The 14387-nt window shown below is 59.3% G+C and carries 11 protein-coding genes; 5 read left to right on the forward strand and 6 right to left on the reverse strand.

The window, feature by feature from the left end:
* Positions 1-84 precede the first annotated feature (84 nt).
* From CU100_RS00760 to leuS, 3 genes are all read right to left on the reverse strand, one after another.
* Complete coding sequence (locus tag CU100_RS00760; protein WP_106714663.1) at positions 85-1041, reverse strand: sulfonate ABC transporter substrate-binding protein; 957 nt, start codon at positions 1039-1041, stop codon at positions 85-87.
* Positions 1042-1281: 240 nt separating this feature from the next.
* The gene (gene lptE / locus CU100_RS00765; protein WP_106714664.1) at positions 1282-1860 is read right to left on the reverse strand and encodes an LPS assembly lipoprotein LptE; all 579 of its coding nucleotides are present in this window, start codon (positions 1858-1860) and stop codon (positions 1282-1284) included.
* Complete coding sequence (gene leuS, locus CU100_RS00770) at positions 1847-4465, reverse strand: leucine--tRNA ligase (protein ID WP_106714665.1); 2619 nt, start codon at positions 4463-4465, stop codon at positions 1847-1849. Before leuS ends, lptE begins: the two co-directional genes overlap by 14 nt.
* Before the next feature lie 277 nt (positions 4466-4742).
* Here leuS and CU100_RS00775 point away from each other — a divergent pair, with 277 nt between their 5' ends.
* Positions 4743-5405: a YggS family pyridoxal phosphate-dependent enzyme gene (locus tag CU100_RS00775; RefSeq protein ID WP_106714666.1), complete on the forward strand. Its 663-nt coding sequence runs from the start codon at positions 4743-4745 to the stop codon at positions 5403-5405.
* Between the two features lie 17 nt (positions 5406-5422).
* Here the strand turns inward: CU100_RS00775 and CU100_RS00780 are convergent, their stop codons facing one another.
* The gene (locus tag CU100_RS00780) at positions 5423-5959 is read right to left on the reverse strand and encodes a YcbK family protein (RefSeq protein ID WP_106714667.1); all 537 of its coding nucleotides are present in this window, start codon (positions 5957-5959) and stop codon (positions 5423-5425) included.
* Positions 5960-6253: 294 nt separating this feature from the next.
* Here CU100_RS00780 and acs point away from each other — a divergent pair, with 294 nt between their 5' ends.
* The gene (acs, locus tag CU100_RS00785) at positions 6254-8206 is read left to right on the forward strand and encodes an acetate--CoA ligase (protein ID WP_106714668.1); all 1953 of its coding nucleotides are present in this window, start codon (positions 6254-6256) and stop codon (positions 8204-8206) included.
* Positions 8207-8391: 185 nt separating this feature from the next.
* Here acs and CU100_RS00790 read toward each other — a convergent pair whose 3' ends face one another.
* Positions 8392-9657: an SAM-dependent methyltransferase gene (locus CU100_RS00790; protein WP_106715910.1), complete on the reverse strand. Its 1266-nt coding sequence runs from the start codon at positions 9655-9657 to the stop codon at positions 8392-8394.
* Between the two features lie 552 nt (positions 9658-10209).
* On the opposite strand from CU100_RS00790, the gene CU100_RS00795 reads away from it, so the two are divergent.
* The gene (locus CU100_RS00795; protein WP_245418891.1) at positions 10210-11607 is read left to right on the forward strand and encodes an MATE family efflux transporter; all 1398 of its coding nucleotides are present in this window, start codon (positions 10210-10212) and stop codon (positions 11605-11607) included.
* 25 nt (positions 11608-11632) lie between these two features.
* On the opposite strand, the gene CU100_RS00800 is transcribed toward CU100_RS00795, so the two are convergent.
* Positions 11633-11884: a DUF1674 domain-containing protein gene (locus CU100_RS00800; protein ID WP_183635497.1), complete on the reverse strand. Its 252-nt coding sequence runs from the start codon at positions 11882-11884 to the stop codon at positions 11633-11635.
* 98 nt (positions 11885-11982) lie between these two features.
* On the opposite strand from CU100_RS00800, the gene htpX reads away from it, so the two are divergent.
* Together htpX and CU100_RS00810 are read left to right on the forward strand one after the other, a co-directional pair.
* Positions 11983-12954 carry a zinc metalloprotease HtpX gene (htpX, locus tag CU100_RS00805; protein ID WP_106714670.1) on the forward strand — a complete coding sequence of 324 codons (972 nt, stop codon included), beginning with the start codon at positions 11983-11985 and terminating at the stop codon, positions 12952-12954.
* Positions 12951-14336: an RsmB/NOP family class I SAM-dependent RNA methyltransferase gene (locus CU100_RS00810; protein WP_106714671.1), complete on the forward strand. Its 1386-nt coding sequence runs from the start codon at positions 12951-12953 to the stop codon at positions 14334-14336. The genes htpX and CU100_RS00810 overlap by 4 nt, the downstream gene beginning before the upstream one ends.
* Positions 14337-14387 lie beyond the last annotated feature (51 nt).

Consider the following 14387-nt stretch of genomic DNA (forward strand, 5'->3'; position numbering starts at 1 on the left):
ATGTTCCAATCCTGAATTTTTGAGCCGGGAGCCTTGGTCTCTGGCAATGACGAGCCGCCAACTGCGGGCCAGCATGGCGCGGATCTAGTTGCTTGGGGCCGCCCAGACGGCATCGGAAATCTTGATGGCGTTGGGAATGAGCTTCAGCTTGAAGAATCGGTCAGCCGTCTCCTGCTGATGCGCGATTATGGCCGGTGTGATCGGTTCGACACTGAAGACCGAACGGTTGGCAGCAAGCGTCTGCGCGTCCAGTGGAACGCCCGTTACTTCGTGCAGTGCCTGCGCCACCTTGTCCTTGTTGGCGTTCGCCCAGTCCGCCGCGACCTTGAGCTTGCTGACCGTCTCCGTCACGATCTCAGGATGGGCGCTGGCAAAGTCACGATTGGCAATGAAGTAGGTTCTGACATCAAGTATATCGCCACTACGGACGAGAATACGTGGATCGTAACGCGTCTCGGCGATGGCGAAGAACGGGTCCCATACAGCCCAGGCGTCGATCTTGTCGCTGGCGAACGCCGCAGCCGCATCGGCCGGACTGAGGTAAACCGGAATTATTTCGTCATAACTTATGCCGGATTTTTCGAGCGCTGCAATCAGGAGGTTGTGTGCGCTCGTCCCCTTCGCCACTCCCACTTTCTTGCCCTTCAGGTCGGCGAGGGCTTTGATGGGGGACTGAGGTTTGACGAAGATCGCCTCGCCCTTGCCGTTTGGCGCCAGTGCGGCCGCATAGACAATCGCCGAGCCGGCAGACTGGCCGAAGATCGGCGGGGCATCGCCGACCCAGCCGACATCGATGCTGCCGACATTCAGAGCTTCGACCAGCGGCGGCCCCGCTGTGAACTCCACCCACCTCACCGCGATGCCTTTCGGCTCGAATGCCTTTTCGATCACCTGCTGCTGCCGGGCGATAACGGGCAGACCCGTTTTCTGGTAACCGATCTTCAGTTCCTTCAGCGGTGCGGCGGCGTGTGAAAATGTGGAGGCAACGAGTGCGGCGACCAACAGGGCCGCACTGAATGCTCTGCGTATCGATCTGGACATTGGTCTCTCGCGGATGCGGGCTTTGTTGAGACAGCCTTCCCGCCCGACCGGGAATTGAACCAATGCTATTTTAACTCGACCATTCTAATAGAGAAAAGAAATTTTATATCATACGCCAATACGGAATTGATTTTCTGAGCGCCCGCTAACAGGCGCAAAGGAGCTTTACCCGCGCGAACAAACGCCATCGCACTCGCCGGCGATGGCGATAACGTCAGGCTTAAAAGAAGCGGGGTCCGCTCAGAACTTCGACAGATCCTGCGCGACGCTGAGGTTCAGCGCCTCGGCAAGCTCCCGGGCTGCCCGGTTGTTCGCGTCGCGTTGAGCCCGGAGCACGGCATAACGCTGCCTGGGTGCGTCGTAAGCCGCTGTGACGAGACGGGTTCCGCGCCCGACAACCTGACCGTCCGACAGTCGGGTCAAGACATACCTGCCAGTCATGCGCATCGAACCGGCCGTTGGCTGCCCGGATTTGTCGTTTGTGGCGTTCTGGACCAGCAACAGGGACAGGTCGCGCGAGACGACGCCCAGTTGCAACGAATATGCCGGAGCCGCCGGTTGTCCGGCGCCACCTGCGAAGAGGAAGATAAGGTGGTTGCGAACTTCCTGCGTCACCCGGTCGCCTGGCTGGCTAATCGAAATGCTGGCGAGCCTCGAACGGATATTGCCATCGACGCTGCCGGCCACGACCGGACCTGGCGTGGAATATAGCGGCCGCACCTGGCAGCCGCCCGCAATCAGTGCCATTGCAAGAACGCAGACCGACAATAACAGACGCCCGGAATGTGCTCCCGGCTGAAAACGATCAGGCAACGACATTGATGATCCTCTGCGGTACGATGATGACTTTCTTCGGCGGATTGCCGTTCAGCGCAGCCTTGACGAAATCAAGCGCGAGCGCGGCCTTTTCGACCGCCAATTGATCCGCATCGCGGGCAATTGTCAAATCTCCGCGCTTCTTGCCATTTATCTGTACCGGCATCGTCACGTCGTTCTCGACGATCAACGCCTCGTCATGGCTCGGCCATGGCTGATGTGCGATCAAATCCTTGCCGTTCAGCGCTTTCCAGCACTCCTCGGCCAAGTGCGGCATCATCGGCCCGACCATGGCCAGGAGCATGTTCGTCGCTTCGCGGCTCGCGGCAATCGTTGCCTTGTCCGCCTCGCCTGCAGCAATCTTCTGCAGAGGGCCGGACAAGAGGTTGACGAGTTCGTACAGCCGCGCAACTGCCTTGTTGAAAGCCAGCTTCTCGATATCCTCGCCGACAAGCTTCACAGTCCTGTGCGCAGCCTTGGATATCTGCAGCGCTTCACCTTCATAGGCGGGCGCGGGCTCGACGCTCTGCAATACGCTCGCCGCCTCGGAAATCAATCGCCAGACGCGCTGCACGAAACGATGCGCACCCTCAGCGCCAGCCTCCGTCCAGATAACGTCCCGTTCCGGCGGCGAATCGGACAGCATGAACCAGCGCGCCGTATCGGCCCCGTAGGACGCGATGATGTCGTCCGGATCGACCACATTCTTCTTCGACTTCGACATCTTCTCGATGGAGCCGATCTCGAGTTCTTCACCGGTTTCGATGAGAATCGCGCGGCGCTTGCCATCAGTCTCCTCGACCTTGACTTCCGCCGGCGTAACCCAACCGTCCTTGCCCCTATAGGTTTCGTGAACGACCATGCCTTGCGTGAACAGTCCCTTGAACGGCTCACTGATATCGAGATGGCCCGCAACCTTCATCGCCCGCGTGAAAAACCGCGAATAGAGCAGGTGAAGGATCGCGTGCTCGATGCCGCCGATATACTGGTCGACAGGCAGCCAGTGATTGGCGACCTTCGGATCGGTCGGTTCGTTTTCCCATGGCGCCGTGAAGCGAGCGAAATACCAGGACGAATCGACGAATGTGTCCATCGTGTCGGTCTCGCGCCTTGCCGCCTTTCCGCATTGCGGACAATCGACGTGCCGCCAGGTCGGGTGACGGTCGAGCGGATTGCCGGGACGGTCGAATTCGACATCGTCCGGGAGCTTGACCGGCAGGTCTGCCTTGGGCACCGGCACCACGCCGCAATCGTCGCAATGGATCATGGGGATAGGGCAGCCCCAGTAACGCTGCCGCGAAATGCCCCAGTCACGCAGGCGAAAATTCACCTTGCGCTCACCCTGCGGCCGGTTGCCGATCGTCTGCTTTTCCAGCCTGTTCGCCACTTCCTCGAAAGCGGCCGCTGGCGAAAGCCCATCCAGGAAGCGCGAATTGATCATCACGCCATCATCGACATGCGCCGTTTCCGCTATCTGGAAGCTTGCCGGATCCTCATCCTTCGGCATGACGACCGCAACGACCGGCAGGCCGTATTTGTTGGCAAAATCCAGGTCGCGCTGATCGTGTGCCGGACAGCCGAAGATCGCGCCGGTGCCGTAGTCCATCAGCACGAAATTCGCGACATAGACGGGCAGTTTCCAGCTTGGGTCGAACGGATGCTCCACCCGCAACCCCGTGTCGAAGCCCTTCTTCTCGGCCGTTTCCAGCGCCACGACCGAAGTACCCGCATGACGGCACTCATCGTTGAACTGCGCCAAGGCCGCATTGGTCTCGGCAGCCTTCTTCGCCAGCGGATGATCGGCGGCAATGGCGATGAAAGACGCTCCAAAAAGCGTGTCGGGACGCGTCGTGTAGACTTCGACCTCGCTCTCGTCGCCAAACCTCGATTTCTCGTCGAGCGGCCAGCGGACCAGCATCCCTTCGGATTTGCCGATCCAGTTGCGCTGCATCAGCCGCACCTTGTCCGGCCATTGGTCAAGACCATCCAGCGCGCTCAGCAACTCCTCGTTGAAGTCGGTGATCTTGAAGAACCACTGGGTCAGTTCGCGCTGTTCGACGAGTGCACCCGAGCGCCAGCCGCGCCCGTCGATGACCTGCTCGTTGGCAAGAACCGTCATGTCCTCGGGATCCCAGTTCACCTTGGAGGACTTGCGCGTCACCAGGCCCTTCTCGACGAAGTCGAGGAACAGCATCTGCTGGCGGTGATAGTATTCCACGTCGCAGGTGGCGAACTCGCGCGACCAGTCCAGCGAAAGCCCCATCGATTTGAGCTGGCTGCGCATGGTCGCGATGTTCTGGTAAGTCCATGTCTTTGGATGAACCTTGTTCTGCATCGCGGCGTTTTCCGCCGGCATGCCAAAGGCGTCCCAACCCATCGGGTGAAGAACGTTGAAACCCTTGGCGCGCTTGTAGCGGGCAACCACGTCACCCATGGCATAGTTGCGCACATGTCCCATGTGGATGCGCCCGGAAGGATAGGGAAACATCTCAAGCACATAATATGGGTCGCGCGAATCGTCATTCGGCGTTTCGAAAAGCTTGGCGTCGTCCCAAACCTTCTGCCAATGCTTCTCGGCCACACGGGGATTATAGCGTTCGGTTGCCATGAACGGGATTCTCTTGCAAAGGATAGTGGGTCAGGGTGCGTCGAAGCTCAAGTCAGGGTGAGCCGAAAATGGAAGCTTGCGAAAACCGGAACGTATGGACTTTGGTCCATGTGTTCCGGAAGCGCAAAAGTGCCATTTGCAGGCCACCATGGCGTTGATCTCGACACACCTGGCGTGCGGGACCTTCACCACGTATTGGTGAAAGCGTCAACCATTTGGAGCTGAAAGAGCCTGCGAAAACCAAGCTCGTGTAACATAAATAGGACTACACTGCGCCATGCTCAATGCCGTTGAACAACTTTTTGCCGTTCAGAGTGAAATCCGCGAAGCCGAAGCGGAGGCGAACCGCCCGCGCGGCTCGGTGACGCTGGTTGCGGTCTCCAAGACCCATGATGCTGATGCAATTCGCCCTGTTATCGAGGCGGGCCAGCGTGTGTTCGGCGAGAATCGCGTCCAGGAAGCCCAGCTGAAGTGGCCCTACCTGCGGTCTGATTTTCCCGATATCGAACTGCACCTCATTGGCCCGCTGCAATCCAACAAGACGCAGGAAGCCGTCGCGCTTTTCGATGTGATCGAGACTGTCGACCGCGAGAAGATCGCCGCCTCTCTGAGCCTTGAGATGAAGAAACAGAACCGCTTCCCGAAACTGTATGTGCAGGTCAATACAGGCTCGGAACCACAAAAGGCGGGAATTGATCCGAAGGAGGCGCTGGCCTTTGTCACGCGCTGCCGTGGCGTGCATGGTCTCATCATCGAAGGCCTGATGTGCATCCCGCCAGCCGGCGAAAATCCCGGGCCGCATTTTGCGCTCCTGCGCAAGATCGCCGGCGAAGCCGGAGTGGAAAAGCTTTCCATGGGCATGTCTGGCGATTACCGGCTGGCTGTCGGTTTCGGCGCGACATCGGTTCGCGTCGGCTCGGCGATCTTCGGCGAGCGCTAGTTCACTTGCTCCGACCTTTACCAGCTGCGGCGCGGACCCGTGTCGATGTGGTAGTAACCAGCCGGGTAGCGCTTCAGCCCGCCCACGTCCTTTGCGGAGGAAAGAAAGCCGATCAGCCCGGATGCGCCGGCATGCACCCTGAAATCAACCGCCTGGCAGTTCAGGTGATACGATTTCTCACGCCCGCCGACGCTGCGGTTGCGCGACCTCGAACGGACCGTCGAGTTCACCGTGATCGGACCATATTTAGCCGACACCCGGTTCAGAACATTCCTCAAGCGCTCCGGAACGCACTTGGCAGGGGCCTTGTAGTCGATATAGGCCTTGCCCCGCGGCATTGCCGCGAGCACCAGCGGACTGATCTTGTCGAACAATGAGTCTTTCAGCAGATGGGCGTGCTCCTCGCCGAACATGTGGGCGCCGATCCGCACTTGTGGATTGGACGGTTCGGGCAAGGTACCGGCATCCGCCGGAATGGCGAGAGCGAGTACAACCAGAGCAGGCAAAGTGGCTTTCGCGCGGAACGCAACGCTGCGCAAGGGTAGAATTATCATTCTTCGATCCTTGGTGTGGCGCAGGTTTTTGAGATTATACGACGCGCCCTGTTTGTCCTCCCAAGTCAAGGCGGCGACCGATCACGCCCAAATGTGTTTAAAATAGACCTCGTTCCATGACAAAATGTAACGGTATATTACAACGTGGGGTTGAGCCTCCGGCCTGGCGTCCTTCGAGTCGATTGCGATGGGATATTTACGCCGCGATTTGCATGATGCTATGGAAGGCTATTCGCCTCTCGAACGGGAGGTCTGCGGGTGGAGGCCCGTCATCTCGAATCCTGGAGGAAATTGATGTCCGAGAAGGTTTATCCCGTGCTGACAAGCGCGAAGAAAAACGCGCTCATCGACAATGATACCTATCTCAGCTGGTACAAGCAGAGCATCAAGGACCCGGAAAAATTCTGGGCGAAGCACGGCAAGCGCATCGATTGGTTCAAGCCATTCACCAAGGTGAAAAACACCTCTTTCGAGGGCAAGGTCGCGATAAAATGGTTCGAGGACGGCGTCACCAACGTCTCCTATAATTGCATCGACCGCCATTTGAAGAAGCGCGGCGATCAGGTCGCCATCATCTGGGAGGGCGACAATCCCTACCTCGACAAGAAGATCACCTATAATGAACTATATGAACAGGTGTGCCGCCTCGCCAATGTGTTGAAGAAGCACGGCGTAAAGAAGGGTGACCGCGTCACGATCTACATGCCGATGATCCCGGAAGCTTCCTATGCCATGCTCGCATGCGCACGTATCGGTGCCATTCATTCGGTGGTCTTTGGCGGCTTCTCACCCGACGCGCTGGCCGGACGTATCGTCGATTGCGAATCGACGTTCGTGATCACAGCAGACGAGGGCCTGCGCGGCGGCAAACCCATCCCGCTCAAGGACAACACAGACAAGGCGATCGATATCGCCGCCAGGCATCATGTATTGGTGAAGAACGTGCTGGTGGTCCGGCGCACGGGCGGCAAGACAGGCTGGGCGACGAAGCGAGACCTCTGGTATCATGAGGAAATCGCCGCTGTTAAGCCTGAGTGCAAGCCGGAGAAGATGAAGGCGGAAGATCCCCTGTTCATCCTCTACACGTCAGGCTCGACAGGCAAACCCAAGGGTGTGCTCCATACGACCGGCGGTTATCTCGTCTATGTTTCGATGACCCATCAATACGTCTTCGATTACCACGATGGCGATATCTACTGGTGCACGGCCGACGTCGGCTGGGTAACGGGCCATTCGTATATCGTCTATGGGCCGCTCGCCAATGGTGCAACGACACTGATGTTCGAAGGCGTCCCCAATTACCCGTCCGTGTCGCGTTTTTGGGAAGTCATCGACAAGCACAAGGTCAACATCTTCTATACGGCGCCGACTGCCATTCGCGCCTTGATGAGTGCCGGCAATGACCCCGTCACGAAAACCTCGCGCAAGTCGCTGCGCATCCTTGGTTCGGTCGGCGAGCCGATCAATCCGGAAGCCTGGGAATGGTATTACCAGGTCGTCGGCGACAAGCGCTGTCCCGTCGTCGACACCTGGTGGCAGACGGAAACCGGCGGAATACTCATAACACCGTTGCCCGGCGCGACGGCGCTGAAACCAGGCTCGGCGACGCGTCCCTTCTTTGGCGTTCAGCCTCAGCTTGTCGATAATGAGGGCGATGTCCTCGAAGGGCCCGCGGACGGCAACCTGTGCATCACCGATTCCTGGCCAGGCCAGATGCGTACGGTTTATGGCGATCACAAGCGCTTCATCGAAACCTACTTTTCGGCCTACAAAGGCAAGTATTTCACCGGTGACGGCTGCCGCCGCGACAAGGACGGTTATTACTGGATCACCGGCCGCGTCGACGATGTGCTCAACGTCTCCGGCCACCGCATGGGAACGGCAGAAGTCGAATCGGCCCTTGTCTCACATGACACGGTTTCTGAAGCCGCCGTCGTCGGCTATCCGCACGACATGAAGGGCCAGGGCATCTATTGCTATGTCACCCTGATGGCTGGCCTTGACGGGAACGATGAGTTGCGCAAGGACCTCGTTGCCCATGTGCGCAAGGAGATCGGCCCGATTGCGACGCCTGACAAGATTCAGTTCTCGCCGGGACTTCCCAAGACACGCTCCGGCAAGATCATGCGCCGGATCCTGCGCAAGATCGCCGAGGATGATTTCGGCTCCCTGGGCGATACATCGACCTTGGCCGATCCGGCAGTGGTGGACGATCTGATCGCCAACAGACAGAACAAGAAGGGCTGATCGTCCTTCCTTTACCCTCCCCCTTGTGGGGAGGGAGGCTGCGAAGCAGCAGGGGTTCTTGCGCTTCGGCTTGGATGCTTCTGTTAGCCGCCCCCCATGAGTTCAACTCCGAACGCGATCGCTGGCAAGGAGCTAGGGCAACCGATTCAGCAGCCTATCTGCATCAGATGGCCGCCGGGATGGATTTACCTGTACAAATCCGCCCGCGTCTGCGGCACGGCCGATAACCCCCGCTTGCGCTTGGAGGCCAGCGTCTGGTTGATCTGCACAGTGCCGCGTTCAAAGGCCAGCGCGCAGCCGGTCAGATAGAGCAGCCAGAGCCGCGCTTTCGGGGCACCCACTTCCGCGATCGCTTCGTCAAATCGGGCGTGCAGCCGGTCTGCCCACATCCGGCAGGTCCGGCCGTAATGCTCGCGCAGGTTCTCTACGTCGTGCACCTCAAAACCATGCCCTTCGAGATTCTCCACCGTCATTCCGAGGTGATCGAGTTCACCACCCGGAAAAATATACTTCACCAGGGCGAGATGTTCCGCGCTCTTGCGGCCAAAGGTCTTCTTGTTGCGCTTCATCCGGCGCGTAATCGCATGGTGCAGGTAGAGGCCGCCTGGCTTCAACAGCCTCCTCACGCTGGAAAAATACGTATCGTAATGCGCCATGCCGACCGCTTCGAACATGCCAATCGACGATATCTTGTCGAACTGCCCCTCGAGGTGTTCGTAGGACTTGACGTGTATGGTGATCTTGTCTTCGAGACCCTCGGCCTTGATCCGCTCGCGCGCCAGCGCTGTTTGCGCCTCGGAGAGTGAAACGCCCGTTCCCGTCACGCCGTAGTGCTTTGCCGCATAGATCAACATGGCGCCCCAGCCGCAGCCGATGTCGAGCAGCCTGTCGCCCGGCTGCAGGCGGAGCTTGCGGCAGATCAGTTCCAGCTTGTCCGCCTGTGCCTGGTCTATGCTGTTGTTCCAGTCGGTAAAATAGGCACAGGTGTAAACCATGCGCTCATCGAGAAAGAGCTGGTAGAACGCGTTCGATACGTCGTAATGATGGGTGATGGCTTCCTTGTTGGAGCCGCTGACAAAAGGGTTCCTGCCGCCGAGACCGGAACTGCTGCCCCTGCCGCCGCCCAGCAGCAGCGACGGCACATCCTTCATCAATTGCCATTTCGGCAGGCTCTTCAGCTTCTGCTTTAGTTTTCCCTTGGGGCCGCGCTCGACAAGGTCGAACAGGGTCCCGTTCCTGACATCGATCTGGCCGGAGACCCACAATTCAACGATCGAGCCGATGTTTGGCTTCAGCGCGAGTTGGCGCACAACCATCGGATCGTTGATCGCCAGGATCGGGCCGTTCCCCTCTCCCAGGCGGGTGCCATCCCACAATTCGACAGCGAATTGCGGCTCGAGTACATCGACCACCGTGCGGATGATCCGCGCCGCCCTGTCTTCAGCTGCCATCTCGTGCCCCCGAGCGCCGTCCGGACGAACCGCATCGGCACCTTGTTCAAAAAACTTGACTTGGCTTATGGCGGCAATCGCGGTTTTGCAAGCCGTCTGGAAGAAGCACCAACTTTTTCTCTTGAAACGCGGGCGAAGACACCCCATTCTTGTTTTATGTTCAACGAACGAAAAGGAGGTGATCCGATGTCTCGTGATTTCGAAAACTGCCACAAGGCGTCTGATGCTCATCCTCGGGGATTGTCTCTCCGTTGAATAAGCACCCCGGTTATAATCCGGGGAAGGGCCAAACGACAGCTTTGTGCCAGACGGAATTGCGGGGCCACCCTTCGGGGTGGCCCTTTCCGTTTGTCACGCGCACGTTTGCGTGTGATTTGAAAGCCGATGGCCTTAATACCGGCGATTCGTATCGCCAAACCAGCCGGGACAACACCAACGCCAGGTTGCAGACAGTAGCTCTTTGCTCTCCGCAACAATTGATGCTATCCAAGATTTGCCTGAAAATGGCGCTCGCTGCCTTGTTCATAGGCATCTCCTCTGAAAGACAGATCAATGTCGGTTGCTATAGTCCAAAACGCTTCGAGGCGTGCATGGCGTGATGAAATCGTTGCCATGCTGGTTCTCAGCTGGCCGATGATCCTGACAAACCTTGCGCAGACGGCGATGACGGCGACCGATGTCATGATGATGGGCTGGGTTGGAGCCGATACGCTGGCAGCCGGTGCGCTGGGCACCAACCTTTACTACGTCCCCATGATCTTCGGCCTCGGCTTGATGACTGCGACCTCGCCGATGATGGCGCGCGAACTCGGCCGCAACAAATTCACCGTCCGCGAAATACGCCGCACGGTACGCCAGGGCCTGTGGCTCGCGGTCACCATTTCCGTGCCGATCTGGCTCATTCTGTGGAATACGGAAACGATACTGATCGCAATGGGGCAGGATCGCGCCCTTGCCGTCGAAGCGGGCCATTATGTGCGTGCTTTGCAATGGGCGGTGCTGCCGTTCTACTGCTATATCGTCGTGCGATCTTTTATCGCCGCGCTGGAGCGACCGGGTTGGGCGCTGGTCATCGCGCTTTTTGCCGTCGCTTTCAACGCGCTCGCCAATTGGTTGCTGATCTTCGGCAATCTCGGCTTCCCGAAGTTCGGCATCGTCGGTTCCGGCATAGCGACGTCGTTGTCTTCCGCGCTGATGTTTGCCGGTTTCATCATTGTCATTTCTCTCGACAAGCAGTTCCGGCGTTACCGCCTGTTCGGTCGCTTCTGGCGGGCCGACTGGCCGCGCTATCGTGAACTTCTCCGCCTCGGCTTGCCGATCGCGGCAATCCTCAGCTTCGAGGTAACCATCTTCAACGCCGCCGCGTTCCTCATGGGGCTGATAGGCGCCGATTCGCTCGCTGCGCACGCCATCGCGATTCAGATTGCCTCCATCGCATTCATGGTTCCGATGGGCTTTGGTCAAGCGGCAACGGTGCGTGTCGGCCGCGCCTACGGAGCGCAGGATCACGAAGGCATCAAGCGCGCTGGCTGGGTGGCATTCACCGCAGGCACGGGGTTCATGGTCGTGACCGCGCTGCTGATGCTCTTGGCGCCTCACACCCTGATCAGCGCCTTCGTCGACGTCAGCAATCCCGCCAATGCCAATGTGATCTCGCTCGCAGTCACGTTTCTGGCCTTCGCCGCACTGTTCCAGATATTCGATGGCGGCCAGGCAGTCGCGAGCGGCATGCTGCGCGGCCTGCACGATACGACCATTCCGATGATCTATGCGGCCATCGCATATTGGGGCATCGGCCTGCCGCTATCGATCGTCCTCGGCTTCTGGTTTGGCTTGAAGGGCGCCGGCATCTGGCTCGGGCTCCTGTCCGGCCTGGCCGCAGCCGCAATCCTGCTGATCGGCCGCTGGCTGCGGCGCAAGCGGCTCGGTATCGAGATCATCCGGCCTTAGCCCGCAGGCCGTCGAGGCGGATCTGTCAGAAGTCGATCGTGCGCCCCTTGATCTCCCAATCGCCGAAGCGAACCGGATCCTTACCCCCGCGTCCGCCGATTTCACGCGGCTGCCCGGTGTTCTCCTTCTCGTTCTTGCGGCGCTCCTCCGCCTCTTTCAGCGCACGTTGTGCTGCTGGCGGCAATTGTTCGAATGTGGGGCGTGGCCGCGCATCGTCATTGTCGGCCCGCGGGGTCGATGTTGTCCTGTCGTCACTCATAACGCTGATGCCCGTCATTGAAGCTTGCTGTATAAAACACCATCATATAGCGGGATGTCACGACTAAAAGGAATGAAGTTGCCAAACCTGCTCGTCTCAAAGGAAGGAACGAAGCCATGAATGTGATGCGCACCGGAATGCTGCTTGCCTTCATGACGGCCCTGTTCATGGGTGTCGGTTTTCTCATTGGCGGAACCGGCGGCATGATGATCGCGCTCGTCGTAGCGGCAGGGATGAACCTCTTCAGCTATTGGAATTCCGACAAGATGGTGCTGCGGATGCACCACGCGGTCGAAGTCGATGAGGCGAACGCTCCGGAATATTACGCCATCGTTCGCGACCTGGCGGCAAATGCCAACCTGCCCATGCCCAAGGTCTATGTGATCCAGAATGACCAGCCAAACGCCTTCGCAACTGGCCGCAATCCCCAAAATGCCGCCGTGGCCGCCAGCACCGGTCTGCTGCAGCGCCTTTCGCCGCAGGAAGTCGCAGCCGTCATGGCGCACGAACTTGCCCATGTCGAACATCGCGACACGCTTACCATGACGATCACCGCCACCTTGGCCGGTGCCATTTCGATGCTCGGAAATTTCGCCATGTTCTTCGGCGGTGGCAGCCGTGAAAACAACAATCCCCTCGGCTTCATCGGCATTCTGGTTGCCATGATCGTCGCACCCTTTGCCGCAATGATCGTCCAGATGGCCATCAGCCGGACGCGCGAATACGCCGCCGACCGGCGGGGCGCGCAGATCTGCGGCAATCCGCTATGGCTGGCATCCGCACTTAACAAGATCGCCCGCGGCGCCAAGGCCATCGTCAACGAGGACGCCGAACGTAATCCCGCCTCTGCGCCGCTGTTCATCATCAACCCGCTGAGCGGTCAAGGTGCCGACAATCTGTTCTCGACACATCCAAGCACCGAAAATCGCATCGCCGCGCTGGAGGCCATGGCCCAGGAGTTCGGCCGCGCGCCCGCCGCGCCACATTCAGCCCGATCGCCGCAGGCGCCGGTCGATGATCAACCAGGGGATGAGCGGCCCTCGCCCTGGGGCCGCGATGGCGGCGGCCGCAAAGGCCCGTGGGCATGAGCTTCGAATCGGGTACCAAGCGACCGCAGGGAAAGAAACCCAAGGACTACATAGACGCCGAGGATCGTCCCGGCCTCGCTGCACGCCAGGTTGCGACGCGCCTGCTTGGCGCCGTTATCGAGAAGCATACTTCGCTCGATGGCTTGACCGATAACAGCAATGGACATCCGCAATATATGGCGCTCGATGATCGCGACCGCTCGCTCGTTCGGGCGATTCTTGGCGCTGCACTGCGCAACCGCGGCACCATCGAGGCCGCCATAGGCCGGCTGATCGACCGCCCGCTGCCGGACAACGCGGTGGCCCTGCGCCATCTGCTTGCAGTTGCGGCTGCACAAATTCTCTATCTGGACCTACCCGACCGGGCTGCTGTCGATCTGGCGGTGACCGCAGCGAACAATGACCCTCGTAATCGACGTTTTGCATCGATGGTCAATGCGGTCCTGCGGCGCCTGTCGCGCGAGAAGGACGATTTCCCCGCTATGGGACCGGCAACCTCCGGCAATGTTCCGGCCTGGTTTGAGAACAGCCTTGTTGCCGCCTATGGAAGGGCAAAAACCAAGGCCATTCTGGATATCCAGAGCAAGGAACCGCCCATCGACCTGACGGTGAAAGGCAACCCGCAGGAATGGGCCGACAGGCTCGGCGGTATCGCTCTGCCAACAGGCTCCATCCGTCTTGCCACGGTGGAGGGCGCGCTGACCGGGCTTCCAGGCTTCGAAGAGGGGCAATGGTGGGTGCAGGATACCGCAGCAAGCCTACCCGCCAAACTGTTCGGAGACATCAGGGGCCAGCGCGTCGCCGATCTTTGCGCAGCGCCTGGCGGCAAGACCGCGCAGCTGGCGCTGGCGGGCGCTCATGTCACGGCACTTGATCTTTCGGCCAATCGCCTCAAGCGTCTGCGCTCCAACCTTGAACGTCTGCAGCTCAAGGCCGAGACGGTCGAAGCCAATCTTGCTGCCTATATGCCCGCCGAACTGTTCGACGCGATCCTGCTGGATGCGCCGTGCTCTTCAACAGGCACCGTGCGAAGGCATCCGGACGTGCCATGGACAAAAACGCCTGAGGATGTCGTGAAGCTCGCACAGTTGCAGGCGAAACTCCTTGATCACGCCGTGACCCTCGTTCGTCCCGGGGGCATCGTCGTGTTTTCCAACTGTTCGCTCGATCCCCTCGAAGGCGAGAAGGTTGCCAATGACCTCCTTGCCAAAAATCCTTCGCTTGAGCTTGTCCCGGTAGTCGAAGACGAGATTGGCGGCCTCGGCGAGTTGATCACTGCCGAAGGTTTCGTCCGCTCCACTCCGGCCGATCTACCCCATGAAAACCCGGCACTTTCGGGCATGGACGGCTTCTTTGCGGCACGGTTCAGACGGAAATACTAAAGTTTTAACGGTTTCTGCTGCATAGTCGGTGTTTGTCGACTGCGATTCGAA

This window comes from Phyllobacterium endophyticum (genome assembly GCF_003010935.1).
Taxonomy (GTDB): Bacteria; Pseudomonadota; Alphaproteobacteria; order Rhizobiales; family Rhizobiaceae; genus Phyllobacterium; species Phyllobacterium endophyticum.

Coding starts and splice junctions, on each gene's coding strand:
- CU100_RS00760 (WP_106714663.1), bottom strand. CDS start 1,041: ATGTCCAGATCGATACGCAGAGCATTCAGTGCGGCCCTGTTGGTCGCC.
- lptE (WP_106714664.1), bottom strand. CDS start 1,860: ATGTCGTTGCCTGATCGTTTTCAGCCGGGAGCACATTCCGGGCGTCTG.
- leuS (WP_106714665.1), bottom strand. CDS start 4,465: ATGGCAACCGAACGCTATAATCCCCGTGTGGCCGAGAAGCATTGGCAG.
- CU100_RS00775 (WP_106714666.1), top strand. CDS start 4,743: ATGCTCAATGCCGTTGAACAACTTTTTGCCGTTCAGAGTGAAATCCGC.
- CU100_RS00780 (WP_106714667.1), bottom strand. CDS start 5,959: ATGATAATTCTACCCTTGCGCAGCGTTGCGTTCCGCGCGAAAGCCACT.
- acs (WP_106714668.1), top strand. CDS start 6,254: ATGTCCGAGAAGGTTTATCCCGTGCTGACAAGCGCGAAGAAAAACGCG.
- CU100_RS00790 (WP_106715910.1), bottom strand. CDS start 9,657: ATGGCAGCTGAAGACAGGGCGGCGCGGATCATCCGCACGGTGGTCGAT.
- CU100_RS00795 (WP_245418891.1), top strand. CDS start 10,210: ATGTCGGTTGCTATAGTCCAAAACGCTTCGAGGCGTGCATGGCGTGAT.
- CU100_RS00800 (WP_183635497.1), bottom strand. CDS start 11,884: ATGACGGGCATCAGCGTTATGAGTGACGACAGGACAACATCGACCCCG.
- htpX (WP_106714670.1), top strand. CDS start 11,983: ATGAATGTGATGCGCACCGGAATGCTGCTTGCCTTCATGACGGCCCTG.
- CU100_RS00810 (WP_106714671.1), top strand. CDS start 12,951: ATGAGCTTCGAATCGGGTACCAAGCGACCGCAGGGAAAGAAACCCAAG.